The 24,683-nt window shown below is 72.0% G+C and carries 21 protein-coding genes, 1 tRNA gene and 1 pseudogene; 11 read left to right on the top strand and 12 right to left on the bottom strand.

Annotation, left to right across the window (positions count from 1 at the left end):
* Positions 1-186 precede the first annotated feature (186 nt).
* The gene (locus AB0L45_RS09365) at positions 187-384 is read left to right on the top strand and encodes a hypothetical protein (protein ID WP_365837714.1); all 198 of its coding nucleotides are present in this window, start codon (positions 187-189) and stop codon (positions 382-384) included.
* Between the two features lie 72 nt (positions 385-456).
* Here AB0L45_RS09365 and AB0L45_RS09360 read toward each other — a convergent pair whose 3' ends face one another.
* The 3 genes from AB0L45_RS09360 to nth all read right to left on the bottom strand — a co-directional run bounded on the left by AB0L45_RS09360 (position 457) and on the right by nth (position 3,483).
* On the bottom strand, positions 457-1,656 hold the full coding sequence (locus AB0L45_RS09360; protein WP_365838059.1) for a MarP family serine protease: 1,200 nt from the start codon (positions 1,654-1,656) through the stop codon (positions 457-459).
* A gap of 13 nt (positions 1,657-1,669) precedes the next feature.
* Complete coding sequence (locus tag AB0L45_RS09355) at positions 1,670-2,374, bottom strand: CoA pyrophosphatase (RefSeq protein ID WP_365837712.1); 705 nt, start codon at positions 2,372-2,374, stop codon at positions 1,670-1,672.
* Positions 2,375-2,511: 137 nt separating this feature from the next.
* Positions 2,512-3,483: an endonuclease III gene (gene nth, locus AB0L45_RS09350; RefSeq protein WP_365837710.1), complete on the bottom strand. Its 972-nt coding sequence runs from the start codon at positions 3,481-3,483 to the stop codon at positions 2,512-2,514.
* A gap of 395 nt (positions 3,484-3,878) precedes the next feature.
* Here nth and AB0L45_RS09345 point away from each other — a divergent pair, with 395 nt between their 5' ends.
* A complete protein-coding gene (locus AB0L45_RS09345) occupies positions 3,879-4,553 on the top strand; it encodes a Crp/Fnr family transcriptional regulator (RefSeq protein ID WP_003981529.1) in 675 nt (224 codons plus the stop codon).
* A gap of 89 nt (positions 4,554-4,642) precedes the next feature.
* Here the strand turns inward: AB0L45_RS09345 and AB0L45_RS09340 are convergent, their stop codons facing one another.
* On the bottom strand, positions 4,643-5,809 hold the full coding sequence (locus AB0L45_RS09340; protein WP_365837708.1) for an agmatine deiminase family protein: 1,167 nt from the start codon (positions 5,807-5,809) through the stop codon (positions 4,643-4,645).
* A 234-nt stretch (positions 5,810-6,043) separates the two neighbouring features.
* Between AB0L45_RS09340 and AB0L45_RS09335 the strand changes: the two genes are divergently transcribed.
* Complete coding sequence (locus AB0L45_RS09335; protein WP_365837706.1) at positions 6,044-6,649, top strand: TetR/AcrR family transcriptional regulator; 606 nt, start codon at positions 6,044-6,046, stop codon at positions 6,647-6,649.
* A gap of 25 nt (positions 6,650-6,674) precedes the next feature.
* On the opposite strand, the gene AB0L45_RS09330 is transcribed toward AB0L45_RS09335, so the two are convergent.
* The 4 genes from AB0L45_RS09330 to AB0L45_RS09315 all read right to left on the bottom strand — a co-directional run bounded on the left by AB0L45_RS09330 (position 6,675) and on the right by AB0L45_RS09315 (position 9,408).
* A complete protein-coding gene (locus tag AB0L45_RS09330; protein ID WP_365837704.1) occupies positions 6,675-7,505 on the bottom strand; it encodes an MBL fold metallo-hydrolase in 831 nt (276 codons plus the stop codon).
* The gene (locus tag AB0L45_RS09325) at positions 7,502-8,458 is read right to left on the bottom strand and encodes an NUDIX hydrolase (protein ID WP_365837702.1); all 957 of its coding nucleotides are present in this window, start codon (positions 8,456-8,458) and stop codon (positions 7,502-7,504) included. The genes AB0L45_RS09330 and AB0L45_RS09325 overlap by 4 nt, the downstream gene beginning before the upstream one ends.
* Positions 8,459-8,785: 327 nt before the next feature.
* The gene (locus AB0L45_RS09320; RefSeq protein WP_365837700.1) at positions 8,786-9,250 is read right to left on the bottom strand and encodes a RidA family protein; all 465 of its coding nucleotides are present in this window, start codon (positions 9,248-9,250) and stop codon (positions 8,786-8,788) included.
* A complete protein-coding gene (locus tag AB0L45_RS09315; RefSeq protein ID WP_003981536.1) occupies positions 9,247-9,408 on the bottom strand; it encodes a DUF4177 domain-containing protein in 162 nt (53 codons plus the stop codon). The genes AB0L45_RS09320 and AB0L45_RS09315 overlap by 4 nt, the downstream gene beginning before the upstream one ends.
* A gap of 161 nt (positions 9,409-9,569) precedes the next feature.
* On the opposite strand from AB0L45_RS09315, the gene AB0L45_RS09310 reads away from it, so the two are divergent.
* Together AB0L45_RS09310 and AB0L45_RS09305 are read left to right on the top strand one after the other, a co-directional pair.
* Positions 9,570-10,565: an ArsA-related P-loop ATPase gene (locus AB0L45_RS09310; RefSeq protein WP_030022569.1), complete on the top strand. Its 996-nt coding sequence runs from the start codon at positions 9,570-9,572 to the stop codon at positions 10,563-10,565.
* Entirely contained in the window at positions 10,562-12,019 is a 1,458-nt protein-coding gene (locus AB0L45_RS09305) for an ArsA family ATPase (RefSeq protein WP_365837698.1), read from the top strand. The genes AB0L45_RS09310 and AB0L45_RS09305 overlap by 4 nt, the downstream gene beginning before the upstream one ends.
* A 448-nt stretch (positions 12,020-12,467) precedes the next feature.
* On the opposite strand, the gene AB0L45_RS09300 is transcribed toward AB0L45_RS09305, so the two are convergent.
* The gene (locus tag AB0L45_RS09300; RefSeq protein WP_365837696.1) at positions 12,468-12,860 is read right to left on the bottom strand and encodes a WhiB family transcriptional regulator; all 393 of its coding nucleotides are present in this window, start codon (positions 12,858-12,860) and stop codon (positions 12,468-12,470) included.
* Positions 12,861-13,468: 608 nt separating this feature from the next.
* Between AB0L45_RS09300 and AB0L45_RS09295 the strand changes: the two genes are divergently transcribed.
* Positions 13,469-15,673, top strand: a complete 2,205-nt coding sequence (locus tag AB0L45_RS09295) for a transglycosylase domain-containing protein (protein ID WP_365837694.1) — start codon at positions 13,469-13,471, stop codon at positions 15,671-15,673.
* A 177-nt stretch (positions 15,674-15,850) separates the two neighbouring features.
* On the opposite strand, the gene AB0L45_RS09290 is transcribed toward AB0L45_RS09295, so the two are convergent.
* Positions 15,851-16,315 carry a GatB/YqeY domain-containing protein gene (locus tag AB0L45_RS09290; protein ID WP_365837692.1) on the bottom strand — a complete coding sequence of 155 codons (465 nt, stop codon included), beginning with the start codon at positions 16,313-16,315 and terminating at the stop codon, positions 15,851-15,853.
* A 164-nt stretch (positions 16,316-16,479) separates the two neighbouring features.
* On the opposite strand from AB0L45_RS09290, the gene AB0L45_RS09285 reads away from it, so the two are divergent.
* The 4 genes from AB0L45_RS09285 to AB0L45_RS09270 all read left to right on the top strand — a co-directional run bounded on the left by AB0L45_RS09285 (position 16,480) and on the right by AB0L45_RS09270 (position 20,283).
* Complete coding sequence (locus tag AB0L45_RS09285) at positions 16,480-17,418, top strand: metallophosphoesterase (protein ID WP_365837690.1); 939 nt, start codon at positions 16,480-16,482, stop codon at positions 17,416-17,418.
* A gap of 126 nt (positions 17,419-17,544) precedes the next feature.
* On the top strand, positions 17,545-18,357 hold the full coding sequence (locus tag AB0L45_RS09280; RefSeq protein WP_365837688.1) for a Pr6Pr family membrane protein: 813 nt from the start codon (positions 17,545-17,547) through the stop codon (positions 18,355-18,357).
* A 12-nt stretch (positions 18,358-18,369) separates the two neighbouring features.
* A tRNA-Pro gene (locus AB0L45_RS09275) sits at positions 18,370-18,443 on the top strand.
* 979 nt (positions 18,444-19,422) lie between these two features.
* The gene (locus AB0L45_RS09270; protein WP_365837686.1) at positions 19,423-20,283 is read left to right on the top strand and encodes a hypothetical protein; all 861 of its coding nucleotides are present in this window, start codon (positions 19,423-19,425) and stop codon (positions 20,281-20,283) included.
* A gap of 68 nt (positions 20,284-20,351) precedes the next feature.
* On the opposite strand, the gene AB0L45_RS09265 is transcribed toward AB0L45_RS09270, so the two are convergent.
* Positions 20,352-22,454: a UvrD-helicase domain-containing protein gene (locus AB0L45_RS09265; protein ID WP_365837684.1), complete on the bottom strand. Its 2,103-nt coding sequence runs from the start codon at positions 22,452-22,454 to the stop codon at positions 20,352-20,354.
* A gap of 224 nt (positions 22,455-22,678) precedes the next feature.
* On the opposite strand from AB0L45_RS09265, the pseudogene AB0L45_RS09260 reads away from it, so the two are divergent.
* A pseudogene (locus AB0L45_RS09260) lies at positions 22,679-23,854 on the top strand (histidine kinase); the annotation flags it as partial.
* 41 nt (positions 23,855-23,895) lie between these two features.
* On the opposite strand, the gene AB0L45_RS09255 reads toward AB0L45_RS09260, so the two are convergent.
* Positions 23,896-24,663 (bottom strand): class I SAM-dependent methyltransferase, encoded by a 768-nt coding sequence (locus tag AB0L45_RS09255; protein ID WP_365837682.1) that lies wholly within the window; start codon positions 24,661-24,663, stop codon positions 23,896-23,898.
* Positions 24,664-24,683 lie beyond the last annotated feature (20 nt).

Below are 24,683 nucleotides of genomic sequence, written 5' to 3'. Positions count from 1 at the left end.
CGGTCAGGCCTGGTCCGGCCGGTGCCCCGTACGGCGTCGTTTTCACCGGCGTACGGAGCCCGCGAGGAGCGACACGCCGGCCGAATCCGAACGCGCGTATGACGAACAGCCAATTGCCGCCCGCATAGGCCAATTGACGGCCTGCCGGGCGATTACGGAGCCCGGGGCACGGGCAGAGTCGTGGGTATGGGCTGGACGCACGACTACCGTGACGTGGCACGCAACCGCCGCAGCAACGCCGCTGCAGTGGGCACTCAGGAGAGGGGTTCCTCGGACCTTGTGTCCGGTGGCTCCCCCGACCTCGCCCACCCGCTGGGCATTCCGCGCATCCTGCGCCGACGGGCGCGCTGGATGACCGCGCGCCTGAAGCATCCACGGACCTGACGCCTGCCGGAGCCCCGGGCCCGGGCGGCGGCGTCCGCCTCCCCGCCCGGGTCCGGCCGGCCCGGCCGCACGTCACATCGCGCATCCCTGGCTGTCGACCGGCCGCTCGGCCGTCCGTCCCTTGGTGATGTCCTCGCGGATCTCGTCGGCGGTCAGCGCGTAGCCGGTGTGGGCGTCGTCCAGCGACTTGGCGAACACCACTCCGTACACCTCGCCGCCCGGGGTGAGCAGCGGGCCGCCGGAGTTGCCCTGCCGGACCGTGGCGTACAGGGAGTACACATCACGGCCGACCGTGCCGCGGTGGTAGATGTCCGGGCCGTTGGCGTGGATACGGCTGCGGATACGGGCCGCGCGGACGTCGTAGCCGCCGTTCTCCGGGAAGCCGGCGACGATGGCGCCCTTGCCGGTGCTCGCGTCGCCCTGCGCGAAGCGCAGCGCGGGCGCGGGCAGCGACGGCACGTCGAGCACCGCGATGTCGCGCTCCCAGTCGTACAGGACGACCTTCGCGTCGTACGTACGTCCCTCGCCGCCTATCTGGACGGTCGGCTCCTTGACGCCGCCCACCACGTGCGCGTTGGTCATGACCCGGTGCGGCGCGAAGACGAAGCCGCTGCCTTCGAGGACCTTGCCGCAGCTCGGGGCCGTACCGACGACCTTGACGATGCTCTTGCGCGCCTGGGCCGCCACCGGGCTGTTCGCCAGCTTGGGGTCCGGCGCGGGCACCGAGTGGATCGGCTCGTTCGAGAACGGGGTGAAGACCTGGGGGAAGCCGTTCTGCGCGAGGACCGAGGAGAAGTCCTGGAACCAGGTGTTGGCCTGCTCCGGCATCACCTGGGAGACGCCGAGCAGCACCTTGGAGTTGCGGACCTCCTTGCCCAGCGTCGGCAGGGACGTACGGGCCAGCGCGGAGCCGATCAGCCAGGCGACCAGCAGCATCGCCAGGACGTTGACCAGCGCGCCGCCGGTGGCGTCCAGGGCGCGCGCCGGTGACCAGGTGATGTAGCGCCGCAGTTTGTTGCCCAGGTGGGTGGTCAGCGCCTGTCCTACGGAGGCGCACACCACCACGATGGCGACCGCGGCGATCACCGCGAAGGTGCCCGGTGTGGCGTCGTCGGTGATCTCGTTCCAGATCACAGGCAGCAGGTAGACCGCGACCAGGCCGCCCCCGAGGAAGCCGATCACGGACAGGATGCCGACGACGAAGCCTTGGCGGTAGCCGACCACGGCGAACCACACGGCCGCGAGCAGCAACACGATGTCCAGCACGTTCACGCCCGCCACCGTCTCACGCGCGCCGGTCGAGCGGGACCTGCTTGGCACGGTCCCACGGCAGCTCCCACCCCGCGTAGTGCAGGATCCGGTCAATCACTCCGGCGGTGAACCCCCAGACCAGCGCGTCCTCGACGAGGAAGGCGGGGCCCACGTGGCCACTGGGGTGGCGGGCGGTCACCCGGTGCGCGGGGTCCGTGAGATCCGCCACGGGAACCGTGAAGACCCGGGCGGTCTCCGCCGCGTCCACCGGCCCCACCGGGCTCGGCTCCCGCCACCAGCCCAGGACGGGCGTGACGACGAAGCCGCTCACGGGGATGTACAGCCGCGGCAGCACGCCGAAGACCTGCACACCCGACGGGTCCAGCCCGGTCTCCTCCCACGCCTCGCGCAGCGCGGCGCGCACCGGCCCCGCGCCCTCGGGGTCGCCGTCCTCGGGGTCGAGGGCGCCGCCGGGGAACGAGGGCTGGCCGGCGTGCGAGCGCAGGGTGCCCGCGCGCTCCATGAGCAGCAGCTCCGGGCCGCGGTCGCCGTGCCCGAAGAGGACCAGGACGGCGGACTGCCGGCCACCGCTCTCGGGCGGCAGGAACCGGCTGAGCTGGTGGGGCTCGATCGTGGCGGCGGCACGGGAGACCGGCGTCAGCCATTCCGGCAGGCCGTCGGTGCGGACGGCCGCCTCGTACGCCGCTGTCTTCCCGTACTGCTCCCGTGCGCTCGTCATACGCGCCCCCTCAGGCCCTTGGATCGATGGGATCGATGGTCGTGCGGCCGTGGCCGGTCCTACTCGGGCTGAGTCCGTTCACGGCCGGTTCGGTTCCCCTCCGGGGTGTGACGGTTTCGTCCCGGGCGGCGCGGCGCTCAACGGCCCGCCAGCGGCGGCGCGGGCTGCCCCGGGTAGTCGGCCGGGGGCCGCAGCCGCTGGCCCGGCTGGCCGCCCATCTCGTACTTGAGCAGCTTCTTCGCCTTCTCCGGGTCCAGCTCGCCCTCGCCGTACGAAGGACAGTCGTGCGCGATGGGGCAGGCGCCGCAGGCCGGCTTGCGGGAGTGGCAGACCCGGCGGCCGTGGAAGACGACGCGGTGCGAGAGCATCGTCCACTCGCTCTTGGGGAAGATCTCGGCGATCTCCGCCTCGACCTTCTCCGGGTCCTGCTGCTCGGTCCAGCGGAAGCGGCGCACCAGCCGGCCGAAGTGGGTGTCGACCGTGATGCCCGGTACGCCGAAGGCATTGCCCAGGACCACGTTGGCGGTCTTGCGGCCGACGCCCGGCAGCGTCACCAGGTCCTCCAGGCGACCGGGCACCTCACCGTCGAAACGGTCCCGTAGCGCCGTGGAGAGGCCGAGCAGGGACTTGGCCTTGGCCCGGAAGAAGCCGGTCGGGCGGATCAGCTCCTCCAGCCGCTCGGGCTCGGCGGCGGCCATGTCCTCCGGGGTGGGGTAGGCGGCGAAGAGGGCGGGGGTGGTCTGGTTGACCCGCAGGTCGGTGGTCTGCGCGGACAGCACCGTGGCGACCAGCAGCTCGAAGGAGTTACGGAAGTCCAGCTCGGGGTGGGCGTACGGATACACCTCGGCCAGCTCACGGTTCATCCGGCGGGCCCGGCGGACCATGGCGGTGCGGGACTCGGGGGTGGAGGGTTTCGTGGTGGGGGTTTTGGCGGTGGGGGGCTTGGTGGTGGCCTTGGTGGTGGGGGCCTTGGCAGACGTCTTCTTGGCCGCGGTCTTCTTGGCCGCAGTCTTCTCCGCCGCCGTCTTCTTCGCGGCCGCCGTCTTGGTGGCCGTCTTCTTCGCCGTGGCCTTGTTCGGCGTGGCCTTCTTCGCCGTGGCCCTCTTCACCGTGGCTTTCTTCGCCGTCGCCGGCTCCGCGGCCGGGGTGTCGGTTGCGGCCGTGGCGGCGGACTTCTTCCGCGGCGTAACCTTGTGTACCTTTTCTCCGGGTTCCTCCGCCTTCGCGGCTTCGGCGGGCGCCTGTTCGCCCACAGCGGAATCACGGCCCGCGCTCACTCGCTCAGCCCCCTTGTCCTGTGCTCTCACCGGCGTATTGGACACTCGGCCAGACTAAGGCCACCCGCTGACATCCCGTCCGATCGCCGGTGCCCGTGGGTCCAATCGGCCCCCTGCCGTATGGCTTGCGCCACGGGTCCGGCATCCTTGTGATTGATCGCACTGTTTTGCATTCCGGCATGATGGGGACCAAGGTCCCTTTGAGCATGTCGACAAGGAGAGATCTCGTGGACGACGTTCTGCGGCGCGCACCGCTCTTCGCGGCGCTCGATGACGAGCAGGCGGCCGAGCTGCGCGCCTCGATGGGAGAGGTCACGCTCGCCCGCGGCGACGCCCTGTTCCACGAAGGAGACCCGGGCGACCGCCTGTACGTGGTCACCGAGGGCAAGGTGAAGCTGCACCGCACCTCCCCGGACGGGCGGGAGAACATGCTCGCCGTCCTCGGCCCTGGCGAGCTGATCGGTGAGCTCTCCCTCTTCGACCCGGGCCCGCGTACCGCCACCGCCACCGCCCTGACCGAGGTCAAGCTGCTGGGCCTGGGCCACGGCGACCTCCAGCCCTGGCTGAACGCCCGCCCGGAGGTCGCGACAGCGCTGCTGCGCGCCGTCGCGCGCCGCCTGCGCAAGACCAACGACCAGATGTCCGATCTGGTCTTCTCCGACGTGCCGGGCCGGGTCGCCCGGGCGCTCCTGGACCTGTCGCGCCGCTTCGGCGTGCAGTCCGAGGAGGGCATCCACGTCGTGCACGACCTCACGCAGGAGGAGCTGGCCCAGCTGGTCGGCGCCTCGCGCGAGACGGTCAACAAGGCCCTCGCGGACTTCGCGGGCCGCGGCTGGCTGCGCCTGGAGGCGCGTGCGGTGATCCTGCTGGACGTGGAGCGGCTGGCGAAGCGTTCCCGCTGACGCGCAGCGGCTGCACAGCACAGGCAGCACCGAAAGGGTCCTTCTCCCCCGGGAGCAGGACCCTTTCGCGTGAAGCCGGCCGACCGGCCCTACGGCACCCGCGGCAGCTGCTGCGTGGCGCAGTGGATGCCGCCCCCGCCCTCGCCGACCGCGTCGACCGGGATCTGCCGGATGTCGCGCTCCGGGTGCAGGTCGCGCAGCACCCCGGCGGCCCGGTCGTCGGCCCGGCGGTCGCCGAAGCGCGGCAGCACCACCACACCGTTCGCCACGTAGTAGTTCAGGTACGAGGACAGGAACTGCTGCCCCCGGTCGCCGATCGCGTACGGGTCGGGCTCCGCGACCTCGACGATCTCCAGGCGCCGGCCCCGGGCGTCGCGGGCCTGCGCGAGGACGCCGCGGGCCTGCTCGTACACCCGCGTCCAGACGTCCGGGCCGTCCCCCTGCCAAGGGCGGTTCAGGGCGACGACGCCCGGCTCCACGAAGCGTGCGACGGTGTCGATGTGGCAGTCGGTGATGTCCTCGCCGCGTACGCCCGCGACCCAGATCACCCGGGTCACGCCCAGGACGCGCTTCAGCTCGCGTTCGATGTCGGCCCGCGTCCTGCCGGGGTTGCGGTTGGGGTTGACCAGCGAGCTCTCGGCGGCGAGCAGGGTTCCCTCACCGTCGACCTCCAGGGAACCGCCCTCGGCGACGATCCCGGCATCGATACGGGTGATCCCCTCGTGGTCCAGCAGTCTGCGGGCCGCCTCGGCGTCGTGCGGGTGGCGCTGCTTGCCGCCCCACCCGTTGAAGTGCAGGTCGACGCCCGCGCGGCCGGGCCCCGATGACGTACCCGCCCGGGTGACGAAGACCGGGCCGGTGTCGCGTATCCACAGGTCGTCGACCGGCACCGGCATGATCTCAACCGCGGAACCGCACGCCCGGCGGGCCCGTACCTCCTCCTCCGGGCCGGCCAGCAGCGTGACCGGCTCGTACTCGGCGAGGGTGCGCGCCAGCCGCGCGATGTCGCGCTGTACGGCGGGGGCCTGGTCCTTCCAGAGGGAGTCGGCCGGTGGCCAGGCCAGGTACGTGGCGGCGTGCGGCCGCCACTCGGCGGGCATCCGGGCGGGCACGGACGCGGCGGCCGGCGCGGTGGGTCCGGAGGGCCTGGGCGCCCACGCGGCGTACGCGAGGCCCGTACCCGCCAGCGCTCCCAGGCCGCCCAGCCCGAGCAGCTTGCGGCGCGACAGCAGAGGTCGAGGTCGGTTCATGGACATGGTCGGCTGTTCTCCTTTCCGGGCCGCCCACCGGGGCCGGACTGCCCACCGGGGCCGGACTGCCCACCGGGGCCGGACTGCCACCCGCGCTTCCGATTCCTACCGACTGACTGAAATTTCAGTCAGGACTGACGTCGAACGTAGCACCGGAGAGAACGGATGGCGACCGGTCATCGACCGCCGGCCGCCGGTCACTGATCACCGCCGAGCAAGCACCGAGTACCGTGGGCAACTGTGTCCGACCGCCGACAGCAGATCCTGGAAGCCGCGACCCGCACCATCGCGCGGAGCGGCGTACGCGGCCTGCGGGTCGAGGAGATCGCGGCCGCGGCCGGCGTCTCCACCGGCCTGATCTACTACCACTTCGGCGGCCGCGCGGAACTGCTCCGCCGCACCCTGGACTTCATCGGCGAACGCGCCGAACGCTGCACGGAACCCGACCCGGAGACCGTACGGACGGCCGGCCCGCGCGCCCAGCTGGAGGAGATGCTGCTGCGCGAGCTCCAGGACACCCCGGAGCTGGTGGAGAACAGCACCGCCTGGGGCGAGTTCCAGTCCAGCGCCATCTTCGACGCCGGGCTGCGGGAGCAGCTGCGCGAGGCGACCCGGCAGTGGACGGACGACGTGGCCGACCTCGTACGGGAGGCACAGGCCGCCGGTACGGCCGACCCGAACGCCCCGGTGGCCGACGCCGCCGAACGGCTGACCGCGCTCGTCGAAGGGCTCAGCACCCGCTGGCTCAGCGGCTCGGTCCCCCTGGAGCGCGCCCGCGAACTGCTGCGCGGCGGCATCGAGCGCGAGCTGGGCCCGGCGCGGGAAGCCCCAGGGTCTGTGTCATGACCCCGGGCGGCCGGCCGCCCACCCCTCAGATCAGCCCGTGCTCCCCGAGGTAGTCCAGCTGCGCCCGTACGGACAGCTCGGCCGCCGGCCACAGGGTGCGGTCCACGTCCGCGTACACGTTCGCGACGACCTCCGAGGGCGTGCGGTACCCGGCCTCGACCGCCGTCTCGACCTGGGCCAGCCGGTTGGCGCGGTGCGCGAGGTAGAACTCGATCGCGCCCTGCGCGTCGTTCAGTACGGGCCCGTGGCCCGGGAGGACGGTCGTGACGCCGTCGTCGACGGCCAGGGACCGCAGCCGCCGCAGCGAGTCGAGGTAGTCGCCCAGGCGGCCGTCCGGGTGCGCGACGACGGTGGTCCCGCGGCCCAGGATCGTGTCGCCGGTCAGGACGGCGGCGTCGGCCGGGAGGTGGAAGGAGAGCGAGTCGGCGGTGTGGCCGGGGGTCGGTACGACCCGCAGCTCCAGCCCGCCGGTGGTGATCACGTCCCCGGCCGCCAGGCCCTCGTCGCCCAGGCGCAGTGCCGGGTCCAGGGCCCGTACCGGGGCGCCCGTCAGCTCGGCGAAGCGCTCCGCGCCCTCGGAGTGGTCCGGGTGACCGTGTGTCAGCAGCGTGAGGCCGATCCGCTTCCCGGCCTGCTCCGCGGCGTCCACGACGGCCTTGAGGTGGGTCTCGTCCAGCGGCCCCGGGTCGATGACGACCGCGACGTCGGAGTCCGGCTCGGCGACGATCCAGGTGTTGGTGCCGTCCAGGGTCATCGGGGACGGGTTCGGGGCGAGCACGCACCGGGCGCGATCGGTGGCGGGTCCGGCGATGTCCCCGCCACGGGGCTGGCCGGGCAGGGCGGCTGCGTACGTCATGCGGGCGAGTCTCCCGTGGTCGAGGCCGTGGTGGAGGGCGGGGCGGGGGCGGCGCTCCGGGGCGCGGGCCCCTCGGTGGGGGTGAGGTGCTTGGTGAACTCCTCGTGCCCCGGCCAGCTCAGGACGATCTCCCCGTCCTTCAGCTCGGCCTGTGCGAGGACCGGCGCCAGGTCCCGGCCGCCGGCCGCCGCGAGGGTCTCGGCGGCCGTCCCGTACGCCTCCAGGCCCCGCAGCGTCGAGATCGTCGGCGGCATCATCAGCAGCTCGCCGCGGTCGTAACCGGCGGCGGCCTCGGCGGGGCGGATCCACACCGTGCGGTCGGCCTCCGTGGAAACGTTTCTGGTGCGCTGGCCCTCGGGCAGCGCGGCCACGAAGAACCAGGTGTCGTAGCGGCGGGGCTCGAACTCCGGGGTGATCCAGCGGGCCCACGCCCCCAGGAGGTCACTGCGCAGCACCAGACCGCGGCGGTCCAGGAAGTCCGCGAAGGACAGCTCGTGGGCGACCAGCGCCGCGCGGTCCGCCTCCCAGTCGTCACCGGTGGTGTCGGCGACCACCGTTCCGGCGGAGGTCCCGGCGAGCAGCACGCCCGCCTCCTCGAAGGTCTCCCGGACGGCCGCGCAGACCACGGCCTGCGCCGCGGCCTCCGCCTCCGCGCCCGTCCCGAACCCGAGCCGGCCCGCCCACGCGGCACGCGACGGCCCGGCCCAGGCCACCGGCCGCTCGTCGCGCGGGTCGACGGAGCCGCCCGGGTAGGCGTACGCGCCTCCGGCGAAGGCCATGGAGGTCCGTCTGCGCAGCATGTGGACGGCGGGGCCGCCCGCGTCGGTGTCCCGCAGCAGCAGGACGGTCGCGGCCCGGCGGGGCGCCGCCGGAGTCAGCTCGCCGTGCGCGAGGGCCCGGATGCGGGCCGGCCATTCCGGCGGATACCACTGGCCATTGGGGGTCGACGACATGGCCGGATGCTATGCGTTTGCGCGCGGATGTTCGAGAGGGCACCGCCCGGGAGGCGGGCACGAGGCCGGACGTGCGGGAAGCGGGGCGGACGTACGGATGATCGGGACGGGCGTACGAAGCGGGCCGGACGGACGGAAGCAGGCCAGACGTACGGAAGCGGGGCGGGGCGGGCCCGGTTTCCCGGCGCCCGCCCCGCTCATCCGTACACGGTCGTACGCGCTCCACACGGCCGTACGCGGCCGTACGCGGCGCAGCGCGACGTACTACGGGGCCGTGCCGTACAGCGGCCTACGCCTCCGTACGCGGCCCCACGCGCCCGCCCTGCCTCAGTCCGCGACCTCGACCTGCATCTCGACCTCGACCGGCGCGTCGATCGGCAGCACGGCCACGCCCACCGCGGAGCGGGCGTGCACGCCCTTGTCGCCCAGGACCTCGCCCAGCAGCTCGCTGGCGCCGTTGATGACACCGGGCTGGCCGGTGAAGTCGGGGGCCGAGGCGACGAAGCCGACGACCTTCACGACCCGCACGATCTTGTCGAGGTCACCGATGACGGACTTCACGGCGGCCAGCGCGTTCAGCGCGCAGGTGGCGGCCAGTTCCTTGGCCTGCTCGGGGCTGACCTCGGCGCCCACCTTGCCGGTGGCCGGCAGCGCGCCGTCCACCATCGGCAGCTGGCCGGAGGTGTGGACGTACGCGCCCGAGCGCACCGCGGGCTGGTACGACGCCAGCGGCGGCACCACCTGGGGCAGCTTCAGGCCCAGCTCGGCGAGCCTGTCCTCCACCGCGCTCATGCCTGCTTCTCCCGCTTCAGGTAGGCCACCAGCTGCTCGGGGTTGTTCGGTCCCGGCACGACCTGGACCAGCTCCCAGCCGTCCTCGCCCCAGGTGTCCAGAATCTGCTTGGTCGCATGCACGAGCAGCGGCACGGTCACGTATTCCCACTTGGTCATGGGGCCGAGCGTAATGCCTGTACGGACGGCTCGCGGCAGCGGCGGGCGGGCACCGGTACCGGGCGGTCCGCCCGCATGCCGTGCGCTCCACGCGCCCCCGGCGCACAACCCGACGCCGGTCCCGTGCGTAGCCCGCCGCCGGACTGGTTAGGCTCCTTGGCGTGAGCAGGCTCCATGTCGTCAGCGGCAAGGGCGGTACCGGCAAGACCACGGTCGCCGCTGCCCTCGCCCTCGCCCTGGCCACCGAGGGACGCCGAACCCTCCTGGTCGAGGTCGAGGGCCGGCAGGGCATTGCCCAGGTGTTCGAGACCGAGGCGCTCCCGTACGAGGAGCGCAAGATCGCGGTGGCGCCGGGGCCCGACGGAGGGGGTGTGTACGCCCTGGCCATCGACGCCGAGCGGGCGCTGCTGGACTACCTCCAGATGTTCTACAAACTCGGCGGCGCGGGCCGGGCCCTGAAGAAGCTCGGCGCGATCGACTTCGCCACCACCATCGCGCCCGGACTGCGGGACGTCCTGCTGACCGGCAAGGCGTGCGAGGCGGTGCGCCGCAAGGACAAGCGCGGCCGGTTCGTCTACGACGCCGTCGTGATGGACGCCCCGCCCACCGGCCGCATCACCCGCTTCCTGAACGTCAACGACGAGGTCGCGGGTCTGGCCAAGATAGGGCCGATCCACAACCAGGCGCAGGCCGTGATGCGGGTCCTGAAGTCTCCCGAGACGGCGGTCCACCTGGTGACGCTGCTGGAGGAGATGCCCGTACAGGAGACCGTCGACGGTATCGCCGAGCTGCGCGCCGCCGGGCTGCCCGTGGGCGGCGTCGTGATCAACATGACCCGGCCCGAGGTGCTGGACACCGGCGAGGTCGACATCGCCGCCAACGGGGCGCGCCGGGGCATCGCCGAGGCGCTGGCCGAGGCGGGCCTGCGCGGCGGCCGCCGGGGCGCGGCCGGGGTGAAGTGGGCCGACGGGCTGATCGACCCGCTCCTCGAAGAGGCCCGCGAGCACGCGCAGCGCGTCGACCTGGAGCGGGCCGAACACGCCGAGCTGGCCGGACTCGACCTGCCCACCTACGAGTTGGAGCTGCTCCCCGAGGGAGTGGACCTCGCCGGGCTGTACCGGCTCGCGCGAGACCTGCGGAAACAGGGGCCCATATGACCGCGGACGCAAGCCTCCCGGACGACAGCACCCCCGCCGGCGCACCCGTCGGCATCCCCGCCGGCACACCCGTCGGTGCCCCCGTCGACAGCTCCGACGCCGGACGCGGCGCGCTGAACTCCCCCGCCGCGCTCCTCGAAGTGGATCCGCTGCTCGACGACCCGCGCACCCGCATCATCGTGTGCTGCGGCTCCGGCGGCGTCGGCAAGACCACGACCGCCGCGGCCCTCGGCGTACGCGCCGCCGAGCGTGGCCGCAAGGCCGTCGTGCTGACCATCGACCCGGCCCGCCGGCTGGCGCAGTCGATGGGCATCTCGGAGCTGGACAACGTGCCCCGCCGGGTCAAGGGCGTCGACGAGAGCGCGGGCGGCGAGCTGCACGCCATGATGCTGGACATGAAGCGCACCTTCGACGAGATCGTCGAGGCGCACGCGGACGCCGAGCGGGCCCGCGCCATCCTGGAGAACCCCTTCTACCAGTCCCTGTCGGCCGGTTTCGCGGGCACGCAGGAGTACATGGCCATGGAGAAGCTGGGCCAGCTGCGGACCCGGGACGCCTGGGACCTGATCATCGTCGACACCCCGCCCAGCCGCTCCGCGCTCGACTTCCTGGACGCGCCCAAGCGGCTGGGGTCCTTCCTGGACGGCAAGTTCATCCGGGTGCTGATGGCGCCCGCGAAGGCCGGCGGGCGGGCCGGCATGAAGTTCCTCAATGTCGGCATGTCGATGATGACCGGCACCCTCAGCAAGATCATGGGCGGGCAACTGCTGCGGGACGTGCAGACGTTCGCCGCCGCGATGGACACCATGTTCGGCGGCTTCCGTACGCGCGCGGACGCCACGTACCGGCTCCTCCAGGCGCCCGGTACCGCGTTCCTCGTCGTGGCGGCCCCGGAGCGGGACGCGCTGCGTGAGGCCGCGTACTTCGTCGAGCGGCTGGCGGCCGAGCAGATGCCGCTGGCCGGGCTCGTCCTGAACCGGGTGCACGGCAGCGGCGCCGCCCAGCTCAGCGCGGAACGGGCGCTGGCCGCCGCGGAGGCGCTCACCGACCGCGACCGGGCCGCCTCCGAGGACGACGGCGCCTCGGAGCCGTCCGGCGACCGGTCCGAAAATCTTGCTGACGGCGGCATTGTGGATCTAGCGGGCGGGAAGGCTGATTCTCGTACCGCCGACGGCCACTCCCCCGCCGCGGCGGACCCACGGACAACAGACGATGCCCCGTCGGCGGCACGGCTTGCCGCCGGGCTGCTGCGGTTGCACGCCGAGCGGATGCACGTACTCGCCCGCGAACGGCGTACGCGCGACCGCTTCACCGCGCTGCACCCCGAGGTCCCGGTCGCGGAGATCGCCGCGCTGCCCGGAGACGTGCACGACCTGGCGGGGCTGCGCGCCATCGGCGACCGCCTGGCCGGCCAGGGGCGGGCGGCGGACGACGAGCGGGCCGCCGGGAGCTGACCGGAAGCGCGCCGACCAGGGTGGGGAGCGGGCGGGACGGGCAGGACGGGCGGAACACCGTACGCGCCGACGCCTGACCGCACCATGGGCTCAAGGTCCCGTCAGGGGCCCGAAAGGCCGTAGGGGAGAGGCCGAGGCCGTAAGGGAAGAGGCCGAGCAGCGACCCGGAGAACAACGCCCCAAGACTCCGACCTCAGAGCGTCAACATCAGAGCCCGGAGCACCAGAGGGCAGAGCGCCGGAGCTTCAGAACGCCAGAGTGCAGAGCGCCAGAATTCAGAACGCCAAAGCCCAGAACGCCAAAGCTCCAGAACGCCGGAGTGTCAGAGCGCCCCAGTCTCAGAGCCCTCCTCCCGGTACCGGCCCGAGGAGCCGGCCGGACCGCTCACCGATCGCTCCGGCCCACGCCGAATACGCCCGTGGACCGCACGGCCCACGGCTGCCGCTGCCTAACCGACCGCGGCGTAATCGTCGTACGTACCGTCGTAGCGGTTGCCGTACGTGTTGTCGTAGGTGGTCTCGTACGTCTCGTCGTCCTCGCAGTCCACGGGCAGGATGCCGGTGCTGCGCTCGTATTCCGTACGCGCCGTCTCCAGCAGCCGGCGCCACGAGGTGACGGTCGGGCGGCGGCGCAGCAGCGCCCTCCGCTCGCGCTCGGTCATGCCGCCCCAGACTCCGAACTCCACGCGGTTGTCCAGGGCGTCGGCCAGGCACTCCGTCCGCACCGGGCATCCGGTGCAGACCGCCTTGGCCCGGTTCTGGGCCGCGCCCTGAACGAACAGCTCGTCCGGATCGGTGGTGCGGCAGGCTGCCTGTGTACTCCAGTCGGTTACCCAGCTCATGCTGGCGCCGTCCTCTCCCGAATCGAGGCTCCCCCACGGCGGCAAGCGGCATATTCACCGTTGCCAGTTGAGGACGTTACGGAAGGCGAGCAGGGCGCAACACCCCCTTCGGGCCCAATCTTGAATGGCCCGAACGGACTATGCGTACGCGGCAGATCACCCAACGGAGTGAGCCGGTGGCATACGCCACGTTCCCGGCAGCGTGGGGCAGTTCGCCACTGCCACAACGGGTTTTCGGCGACAGAAGCGGACGTACGGGGCGGCCTGCGCACGCGAATGCGGGGTTGACGAACCGGCGTGATCCCTCCGCCGGGCCGGACGGGATCAGGTTAAACGAACAGATGCACCCCTGTCCGGCGATTGAGAACGTAGCTACATCGGGAAGTCGTACCGGCCGGTCACCACCGGCATCGCCGCCGTCGGCGCCACTGCCGTCACAGCACGGCCGAAAGGCCACTTCGGCCACGCTCGCCCCGCACCCACCCCACACCACTTCAAGCCATCCCCGCCCCCTTCAGGCCAGCCGAAACCCCACGCCCCGATACGCGGGCGTCCCGACCCAGCCCCGCTCCCTCGGGACGCCGCACACGAGGGCTTAGGCTGCCCTCATGGGTAAGAAGCGCGACGGCGGGGGTCTGACCAAGACCCAGCAGGCCGCTAAATTCCTGGGCGTCAGCGTGCTGGCCGGAGCGGTGCTGGCGGGCCTGGCCCTCCCCGCCGCCGGCGCGCTGGGCCTCGCGGCCAAGGGATCGGTCGAGGGCTTCGACGAGATCCCGGCCAACCTCAAGACTCCACCGCTGAGCCAGCGGACCACCATTCTCGACGCGGAAGGCGGCGAGATCGCCAAGGTCTACTCGCGCGACCGCACCGTGGTCGACCTGAAGGACATGTCGCCCTACGTCCAGAAGGCGATCGTCGCCATCGAGGACGCGCGTTTCTACCAGCACGGCGCGATCGACCTGAAGGGCATCCTGCGCGCGCTCAACAAGAACGCGCGGTCCGGCGGCGTCTCCGAAGGCGCCTCCACGCTGACGCAGCAGTACGTGAAGAACGTCTTCGTCGAGGAGGCCGGTGACGACCCGGACAAGGTCGCCCAGGCCACCCAGCAGACCATCGGCCGCAAGGTCAAGGAGCTGAAGTACGCGATCCAGGTCGAGGAGGAGCTGGGCAAGCAGAAGATCCTGCAGAACTACCTGAACATCACCTTCTTCGGGCAGCAGGCGTACGGCGTCGAGGCCGCCTCCCAGCGGTATTTCAGCAAGCACGCCAAGGACCTGACCCTGGACGAGTCCGCGCTGCTGGCGGGCATCGTGCAGTCGCCGAGCCGGTACGACCCGGTCAACGACCCGAAGGAGGCGCAGCGCCGCCGCAACACCGTGCTGCAGCGGATGGCCGACACGAAGGCCGTCACGCAGGCCGAGGCCGACGCCGCCGCCAAGAAACCGATCAAGCTGGACGTCAGCCGCCCCAAGAACGGCTGCATCACGGCCGGTTCGGGCGCCGGGTTCTTCTGCGACTACGTACGCGAGGTGCTGCTCAACGACCAGGCCTTCGGCAAGACCCGCAAGGAACGCAGCAAGCGCTGGAACCAGGGCGGCCTGACGATCCGGACGACGCTCGACCCGCAGACCCAGAAGTCGATCCAGTCGGCCGTCACCGGCCGGGTCTACGCCAATGACCCGGTCGCCACCGCGGCGACGATCGTCCAGCCCGGCACCGGAAAGATCCTGGGCATGGGCCAGTCACGCCCGTACGGCTTCGGTCAGAACCAGACCCAGATGAATCTGTCCGTCGACCAGAAGATGGGCGGCGGCGCGGGCTACCAGCCCGGCTCGACGTTCAAGCCGGTGATCGCGGCGGCGGCCCTGGAGGCGGGCAAGAGCCCGGGCCAGTCGTACTCGTCGCCGTACAAGATGCAGTACCCGAGCCCGGTCTCCACCTGCACGGGGCAGTGGACGGGCCACGACCCGGTCTCCAACGAGAACACCTCCGAGGTCGGCCCGTACGACATGAGGGAAGCGACCGCGAAGTCGGTCAACACCTACTTCGTACAGCTGATCAGCGACATCGGGATCTGCCCGGTGACCAAGATGGCCGACAAGATGGGCATCAAGCGGGCCAACGGCAAGCCGGTGGAACAGAGCCCCGCCATCGCGCTGGGCTCGCCCGAGGTGTCCCCGCTGACCATGGCCAACGCGTACGCGACCTTCGCCAACGAGGGCGTCCAGTGCTCGCCGGTGGCCATCGAGTCGATCACCGACGCGAACGGCAAGGCGCTGACCGTACCGAAGACCAGCTGCCACCGCGCGATGTCCCAGCAGACCGCCAAGACCATCAACGCGCTGCTCAAGGGCGTGGTCGAGGACGGCACCGGCAGGCAGGCCGGCCTCCAGGGCCGGGACAGCGCGGGCAAGACCGGCACCACCGACAGCCGGTACGCGGCCTGGTTCACCGGCTACACCCCGAACATGGCCGGCGCGGTGTGGGTGGGTGACCCGGCTCACAAGCGCCGGATGTTCGACATCACCATCGGCGGCACCTTCCACGACAACGTCTACGGCGCGGACACCCCGGGCCCGATCTGGCGCGAGGCGATGTCGGGCGCACTGTCCGGCAGGCCCGCGCCGTCCCTGCCCACCGTCCCGCTCGGCGACTCCGGCAAGGACGACGGAAAGGGCGGCGGCCGCCATGACCGGCCCGGCGGCGGTCACAACCGGCCCGGCGGCGGCCACGGCGGAGGCCACGGCGACAACAAGCCGGGCGGCGGCTGGGACATCCCCGGCTTCCCGGGCCTCTTCGGGGGCACGGACTGACGCGGCAGACACCATGAAGGGGCGCTCCCGGCCGGGGGCGCCCCTTCATGGTGTCTGGGCGGCTGCGGCGGTGGGCCGCTGCCCAGCTGTCCACCCGGACAACCGGGCAGCCGGGCAGCCGGGCAGCCGGGCAGCCGCCCGGACAGCTCCCCGCCCGCTCAGCCGGCGAGCGGACGCTCAGCCCGCGAGCAGCTTCTTGACCGTCGCGGCCACCCGGCCGCCCTCGGCCCGGCCCGCGATCTTCGGGTTCACGATCTTCATGACGGCGCCCATCGCCCTCGGCCCCTCGGCGCCGCCCGCCTTCGCCTCCGCGACGGCCTCGGCGACCAGGCTCTCCAGCTCCTCGTCCGTCAGCGGCTGGGGCAGGTACCCGGCGAGCACCTCGCCCTCCGCGCGCTCCCGCTCCGCCTGCTCGGCGCGGCCGCCCTTGTCGAACGCCTCGGCGGCCTCGCGGCGCTTCTTCGCCTCCCGCGCGATAATCTTCTCGACCTCGGCGTCCGAGAGCTCGCGCGCCTCGGTGCCCGCGACCTCCTCCTTCTGGACGGCGGTCAGCGTGAGACGGAGGGTGGAAGAGCGCAGCTCGTCACGGGCCCTGATGGCCGTGGTGAGGTCGTCCTGCAGCTTCGACTTGAGCGTGGTCATGACGTCGAGTATGCCCGTACGCGGCGCCGGGCGCTCCACCATTACGTACGGCTGAGCGGGCACGACGTACCGGCGCCCGCCTCCCGCCGCCCCCGACGCCCCTGCCGGCCACCCCGCCGCTCCCTCTGCGCACCTCCCCCGCTCCCTCTGCCACGATGGGAACCATGCGCGCCCGTTACGGAGTCCCCCTGTCCATCGCCGCGGTCGGTGCGGCGGGCCTGGCCTATGCCGCCGGAATCGAAGTCCGTTCCTTCAGACTGCGCCGGGTCACCGTGCCCGTACTGCCGCCCGGGATGCGGCCGTTGCGCGTCCTGCAGGTCTCCGACATCCACATGGTCAGCGGGCAGCGCAAGAAACAGCGGTGGCTCCAGTCGCTGGCCGGGCTGCGTCCCGACTTCGTCGTCAACACGGGCGACAACCTCTCCGACCCCGACGGCGTCCCGGAGACGCTGGACGCGCTCGGTCCGCTCATGGAGTTCCCGGGCGCGTACGTCTTCGGCTCGAACGATTACTACGGTCCGAAGCTGCGCAACCCCGGCCGCTACCTGATCGAAAAGGTCCAGAAGCGACACGGCCTGAACGGCAACCCGCCCGCCGTCGGCGTCATCCACAACCCCTGGGAAGACCTGCGCGACGCCTTCGACACGGCCGGCTGGGTCAACCTCACCAACACCCGCGGCCGCCTCAAGCTCGACGGCTCGGCCGGCGGCTTCGAGATCGCGCTGACCGGCCTGGACGACCCGCACATCAAGCGGGACCGCTACGCCCACGTCGCCGGCGGCCCGGAGCCCGACGCCGATCTCTCCCTGGCCGTCGTCCACGCCCCCTACCTGCGCTGCCTGGACGCCTTCACCGCCGACGGCTACCCGCTGGTCCTGGCCGGGCACACCCACGGCGGCCAGCTCTGCGTCCCGTTCTACGGGGCCCTGGTCACCAACTGCGACATCGACACGGACCGGGTCAAGGGGCTGTCCACCCACACCGCGGACGGCCACACCTCCTTCCTCCACGTCTCCGCAGGCTGCGGCACCAACCGCTACACCCCCGTCCGCTTCGCCTGCCCCCCGGAAGCGACCCTGCTGACGCTGACACCACGGGACTGAGAACGGGAAGGGCTCGGAACTCCGGGCCCCGAGGCCCCTTCCCCCTCCTTCCCTCCCTCCCCTCCCTCTCCCCCGAATTCGCACACACTCTCCGCATCGCCCCCCACTCCCGTCTAGCGTGGGGGGATGATCGACCCCACCAGCGCACGCGTCCCCAGCTCCCGTCCGCCCCAGGCCACCTCGCACGCCTCCACCCGGTACGCCCGGGGAGCGGCCGCCGCCTCGGCCCAGACCCCGGCCTCCGCGGTCGTCCCCCCGGTCCGCCGCCCGGTGGCCGCCGTCTTCCGCCTGCTGATCGCCCTGGCCGCACTGACCGGCCTCGTCCTGGACATCGCGATCACCCCGGACCTGGGCCGCCTCTTCAGCTACTTCACGGTCCAGACGAACATCGCCGTCACCGTCTTCTTCGCCTGGGCCGCCTACCGCGCCTGGGCCGCCCGCCCCCCGATCTCCCCACGGATCAGCGGCGCCGTCCTCCTCTACATAGCCATCACCGGCCTCGTCTACCACTTCATCCTCACCAACGACTCCAGCGGCTTCTCCATGACCGGCGAGGAGCACGGCGCCGTCCGCACCGTCTCCACCCACCTCCTGCACACGGTCTCCCCCATCGGCGCCGCCCTGGACTGGCTCCTGCTCACCGCCCCCCGCGGCTTCCGCTGGCGCCACGCCGCCCAGTGGCTGGTCTACCCCTTCCTCTACCTCCCCTTCGCCCTCATCCGCGGCGCCCTCCTCGACCCCGGCACCGAGGGCCGCTACCCGTACGGCTTCCTCGACGTCGACCTCCACGGCTACGCCGGCATCGCCCTGAACACCCTCATCTTCGGTTCGGCCTTCTACGCCCTGGCCCTGATCCTCGTCGCGATCGACCAGGTCAGGCCCCAGCCGCGACGCCCGGAGAACCGGATTTCACCTATGGGGATCGGTCCGCTAAAGTAGAGCTCGTTGCTTCGGGGTGTGGCGCAGCTTGGCAGCGCGCTTCGTTCGGGACGAAGAGGTCGTGGGTTCAAATCCCGCCACCCCGACTGAGAAGTAGCAGGTCAAGGGCCACCGACTCGCAAGAGTCGGTGGCCCTGACGCGTTTCTGGAGTCTTTTCGGGGGAAATGCTGGGGAGGCCTTCGCGGCGGATTTCTTTTGCGCTGCGTGGGGCTGGTGATGTACGACACATCGGCGCGGGGCCTGGTCGGTTCGTGGGGAGTTTTTGTCAGCAGTTCCCGCCGTCGGGCTCTTGTCATCAGTCCCCGCCCGTTCCGCGCACCGGTCTCCTAAGCTGCTCAGCGCAGCGACCGGGGAGGGCAGCGGATGGTTGAGCGCAGGCTCACGCATGCCATCGGTGGGGGGAGTTGTGGCGGGCCGGTCATCCAAGGGGTTTCGGCGACCGTGCAGACTTCCGCCGGGTCCATGCCGCCGAGGGGGTATGGGTCAGGGCCGTGCTGGGGTCGGGCGTCTGGGCGCATGTGGTGCCGCGTGGTGTCGGGGCCCATCGGCAGCACGCGGCCCGGCAGGCGGGGCGGCCGGGCGCCGTTCGGGACGCCGCCGGGCAGCGGGGCGCGGGGGACGCGTGGGCCGGTCCGGGGTTCTCGGTGCGGTTCCGGCTGGACGACCGCCGGTACGCGGCTTGCTGACCGGTGCCCGGCTCTGCGAGGAACACGGTCTGGCCGCCGCTCAGCGTGCCCGCCAGGAGGGCGGCGGTGCCGGAGGCGAGCAGCTGTCCGACGCCCTGAAGAGCCGGCCACCAGGCTGCGTTCCTGCGGTCTGTGGGTGCCCCGCGTCGGTTTTCCGCCGAGTTTGGCGCAACGCGACGCGCTCCGTCTGCTCAGTGCCGACGGCCAGCCGAAGCCGCAGCCGGTGGATCCGCTGATGCCGTTCGCTCAGCTCGTCCGGGCCGCCCGGCACATGGACATGCCGGTGGCTGTCACCGCCCGGCGCCTTCGTGGCCTGCGTGTACACGTCGGTGAGCCAGCAGGCACCGTGCGGGCGGGTCTGGTGCGGGTGACGTCCGGATGACGGAGAGGTATGCGTGGTTGGCCCTCTGCGGGATCGAAATGCTGTACGTCGTCCCGGTGCTGTTGTCCGAACTGGTGCTGCTGGCTCTGCGGCGCCCCATCGCGCGCTTCGAACGGCGTCTGCACGCGGTGTCGGACGACCGCTTCTTCACTGTCTTTCTGACGCCGACGCTGGCCTTCGTGGGTGGCCTGGCCGGCGGTCTCAGTACGGGAATGATCGGCGAGGGCCGCTGGTCCACGGTCATGGGCGGGCTGCTCACCGTGTACGTCGTCTACGTCATCGCACGTCACCAGTACGGAGAGGCCACCGGCAAGCGCCCGCGTCCCGTCACGCACGCCCGGTGGTGGCGGCAGGCCGCGGAGACCGCGCGGCTGCTTTCCGAGGGCCCGGTGCCGGCGGGACGTGAGCGGTCGGCGCTGCGGAGACGGGCGGAGAGGCTGGGTGTCCTCGGCGACCGGATCGCCGAGCGGGTCACTGCGGAGACGTGGCTCGGGGCCTTCCGCGCGGCGCCACGGAGGCGGCAGGTGACGGTCGTCCTGTCGCTCGTGGTCCCGGTCGTTCTGATGGTCTGGCCGGCGATCAGCCACGGTGTCACCCGCCGTTCCCTCCCTGGGTACGCAGGGCTGCTGGTGCTGTCGGCAGGTGCCGTCGCGACGCATGGGGTGCGCCGGCTGCGGACACGGCGCACGCTTCTGGCTCTGGCGCACGGGCTGACCGAACAGTCCCACTGCTTGCTGGAGCGGCTCGCGCGGACGGCGCCTCCTCGGCAGCGGCCGCTCAGGGCCCGCCCTGCCGCCTTCGGACTGCGCGCACGGGGCGGCCGGAGAGCACGGGGGCGGGCGGGACCGAGACGCTGACGTGGGTCGGGCCGTGTGCGTGCGCACCGTACGTACGGGCCTTCCGGCGGTGCCGGTGAAGCCCGCTGTCAGCACTCCTTCGTATTCCCGTCGACGCTGCCCAGCCACAGCACGTCGCGCGCCCGAGTCATGGCTACGAAGAGTTGGCTGCGGAGCAGTTCGGTGCGTTCGCGCTGGGTTTCGGGGGCCGGGGGATCGGGATGGTAGGAGTGGGGGGACAGGGCTGTGTCGTGTCGGGGGAGATGGACGCGTTTGAATTCCAGGCCCTTGGCCCTGCGGTAGCTGCCGAGTTTGACGGCGTCGACGTGGTGGCCGTCGTAGTTCTCCAGCGGGCATACGGGGATGCCCGCCCGCTCCAGGAGCCGTCGGTAGTGGCCGATGGCCCGCATGGAGGGGCACAGCACCGCGGTGTCGGCGCGGGCTCCGGGCGGCAGGCTGTGCAGGGCGTCGAGGAGGGCCTGGTCGTGGGCGGCCGGCGTGGGTCTGGTGACACGGATCACGTGTCCGTCGTGGTAGGTGAGGTCCACGTCGCGGCGGCCCGGTGTGCGCAGTCCGTCGATGTCCTCGAAAGAGTCCTCGGCGACGACGGCGAGTGCCGCGTCGAGGATCTGCTTGCTGTTGCGGTAATTGGTGCGCAGCACCTGTCCGCGGTCACCACGGATGTCGATACCGGCGTCGGCGAGGCGGAAGCCACCGGGGTACACGGCCTGCTGGCCGTCGCCGACCAGCAGCAGGCCGTTGGGGGCGTCACCCACCAGGGCGTGCAGGAGCCGTACGCCGACCAGGGTCAGGTCCTGGACCTCGTCGACGACCACCGCCGCGTAGCGCGACTGTGCCGCGCCGCGCTGTGCTTCCGCGTGGGCGAGGGAGAGGACGTCGTTGAAGTCGTGCACCCCACGCTCGACGCGTCCCGCCTCGTACGCTTCGTACAGGGCCCAGACGGCTTCCCGGTGCCGGCGCCGCAGGCTCGCGCGGCGGCGCCGCCTCGGTACCGCCGCGTACGCCTCGAAGGACGTCAGGCCCCGGCCCTTGATGACGTGATCGATTTCTTCCTTCCAGTACCCGGGCGCCGGGTCGATCTCGGCCAGGCAGCTGTCACGGCCGACATGTGTCCAGGCGATGCTGAACGCGGTCTGGGCCTTGGCCTCGTGCAGCCGGACCTGGACGCCGCAGTCACTCAGGAACTCCTTGGCCCAGGAGTGCAGGCTGCGGAAGTCGACCCGGTGGGCCACGGCGGGAGACATGGCCTTGAGGAAGGTGGCCTGCACGCGCGGGAGGTTGTTGGCGTAGGTGACGTACAGGATGCGGCCGGTGGTGCGCTGGGCGAGGTGCGCGGCGCGGTGCAGACCGACGACCGTCTTACCGGTGCCCGCCGGGCCGCTGATACGGGCGGGACCGCCCCAGTTGCGGCGGACCAGGGCTACCTGGTCGGGGTGCAGGAAGGTCATCCATTGTTCGATCGGGGCCCGGAGCGCCTCCGCCATGGCGGCCTCGCGCAGCCCGTCGAGGTCGAACAGGCCGTCGGGGAGATCGCTGGGGGCGGGGGCCCGGGGCGGGCGCGGTGCCGGGTCCGTCCTCGCGGCGGATTCCTCGTACTCGGGGAAGGTCCGTTCCAGGTGGTCGGCTATGGCCCGTACGGACGCGGCGCGCAGCCGATGGCGTTCCGAGAGGAGAGCCGGTCCGATTTCGTGCTCCCCCAGCAGCCGGATCCTGCCCAGCTCGGCGTTCACGCGGTGACCGGCGAAGACCATCAGGGGCTGGACCGCCACCGGGGACATGCCCAGGGAGGCCACCGCCGACTCGGCCACCTTCGTCACGGCGAGGAGTTTGGCCGCGTGGTCGTCGCGGGGCCGGCCGCTGCCGCACAGCTGCCCCGCGGGGGTGACCGACACCGAACGCCAGTTCTTGACGTCGAGGACGAAGACGCCTCCGGGGCCCACCAGCAGCATGTCCACGTTGGCCGACCGGGTTCCCGGCCATCTGCGGTCCACCAGGAGCCGCCACCCGCGCCCGGTCAGGACCAGCAGCTGGGCGGCCACCCTCCGTTCGCCCTCACTGGCGGCTTCCCATCGTTGTGCCTGCTGCCGGGCCGCCAGCCACTGCTCTTTCAGTAACCGTTCCTGCCGCCGTGCTTCCTGCGCCTGCCGCGACGCCGATCCCCCAGCCGTCATGCCACGCCCCCCTTGTTCACGAAGTGGTAAGCGTAAAACGATCAGCGGTGGTCAGGCAGGGCGTCCGGGAGCAGGGGGCGCTCGGTGTACGCCGGGGCGCACCTGCCTGCGTACGCCGGCCGCCCACGCGTAGCTCCCCCATCCCGCCCCCACGCCCCTTTTCCCGCCCCAGCGATACTGCGATGGACGCTCCACCCCCCACGCTGTGAAACCGGAGAAGCACCATGTGGTCCATCCTGCCCAGACCTGTCCGGCGGCCGCCTGCCCAGTGGCCCGCTGTCTGGCGGGGGCGGGCCGCGGTGCTGGTCGACGTGCTGCTCGTGGCGGTGGCCGGTGCCGAGCTGTTCACGCTGTTCGGGGCGCTCGACGCCTTTTCCGCTGTGGTCTGTGTGCCGTCGCTGGGGGCGCTGGTGGTGCGGCGGCGGTTCCCGGTGGCGGTGCTGGTGGCCACCTTGCCGTCGATGGCCACCGGGCATCTGTGGCTGGCGCCGATGATCGCGATGTTCACGGTGGCGTCACGGTGCGGGCGGCGGGTGGTCGTCGGCGCGGCGGCCCTGGCGCTGTTCGGGGCGGTGATGTGGTCCGGGTACGCGGTGGGTGAGGACGCCACGCACTGGGGGGACCATCTGTTCACCGTAGAGGTGGCCCTGATGTTCAGTGTGGGGCCGACCGGGCTGGGGCTGCTGGCCCGTACCCGGTCGGTGCTGCGGGAGCGGCTCGCCGAACTGACCGCCTCGCAGGAGCACGGGCGCCGGCTGGAGGCCGAGCGGGCGGTGGCGCGGGAGCGGACCCGGATGGCGCGGGAGATGCACGACACCGTCTCGTACCACCTGGGGATCGTCGCGGCGCAGTCCGGCGCGCTGTGGGCGACCGCGCCTGATGAAACGGTGCGCCAGGACGCCGAGACGATCCGGCGGCACAGCGCGGAGGCGATGGCCGAACTGCGGGACGTGGTGCGTGTGCTGCGCAACGGCCGGCGGGGGCCGGAGGGTGCGGAGGAGTCCGACACCGCCCGGCTGAGCAATCTGCCGGAGCTGGTGGAGGGGGCCCGGCTGGGGGCCAGGCTGGAGGTGAGGTTTCCTCCGGACGGGGCCACTGGTTCTGCCGCGGTGGAGCAGGTGGCTTACCGGACGGTTCAGGAGGCGCTGACGAACGTACGGAAGCATGCGCCCGGGGCGCCCGTCGTGGTCCGGGTGCGGCCGTCGGACGCCGGGGACGTGCTGGTGGTGGAGGTGCGTAACGGGGCGCCGCCTGAGGAGCTGAGTGCTGCCGGGGCCGGTGTCGCGGTGGAGGCCCCGGTGAGCGGGTACGGGCTGGCGGGGCTGGAGGAGCGGGCAGCGCTCGTCGGCGGGGTGTTCCGGGCGGGGGCCACCGAGGAGGGCGGGTTCGCCGTACGGGCCGAACTGCCGCTCGGGGGCCCCGCTGCCGGGAGGAACGTGCGTCAGCCGGCTGACGCCGACGCCCAGGGCGAGTCGGGGTCCGGTTCGTACACCGAGACGTGCCGCAGGCTGGAGGCGGTGTACGGGGTGCCCCACCAGTCCTCCGAGCGGTCCAGGAGGCGCAGCCCGGACAGCTCGGCCAGCAGGTCGATCTCGAAGGGGAAGGCGTAGCGCAGGACGTGTTCCCGGGTCTCCGGGGCGCCGCCGTCGACGATGGTGTGGGTCGAGAGCATGAGCTGCTGCGAGCGGTCCACGGTGAGGGTGTCCAGCATGACGGCCCGCTCGTCGAGGTGCCGCATGGAGAAGTCGGGCTTGGTGAGGTGGTGGTACGGCGCCGGGTCGAACGCCTCCAGGATGAAGCGCCCGCCGGGGGCCAGCTGTTCGCGTGCCAGGCGGAGGCAGCCGAGCTGCTGTTCCTTGGTGATGGCCACGAAGAAGGTGTTGAGGACCAGGGTCACGGTGTCGAAGACCTGGCCGGTTCCCTCTTCGGTGAAGTCGCCGAGCTGCGTGGTCACCGCACCTCGCGGATCCCGGGCGCGCAGCTCGGCGAGCATGGCCTCGGAGCCGTCGATGCCGTGGACGGTCAGGCCCCGCCCGGCGAGCGGGACGGCGATCCGTCCCGTGCCGACGCCGAGTTCGAGGACGCGGCCGCCGGGCGGGGTGTGCGCGGCGATGAACTCGACCGCCTGGTCCGTGTCCTCGCCGAGCGGGTACATCCGGTCGTAGACGCTCGCCAGCTTCTGGTCGTAGAGCGCGTTGCCGAGGGTCATGGTGGTGGTCTCCGAGGGGT

It is taken from the genome of Streptomyces sp. NPDC052496, assembly GCF_040679095.1.
Taxonomy (GTDB): Bacteria; Actinomycetota; Actinomycetes; order Streptomycetales; family Streptomycetaceae; genus Streptomyces.
This window is presented reverse-complemented; position numbering and strand designations above follow the sequence as displayed.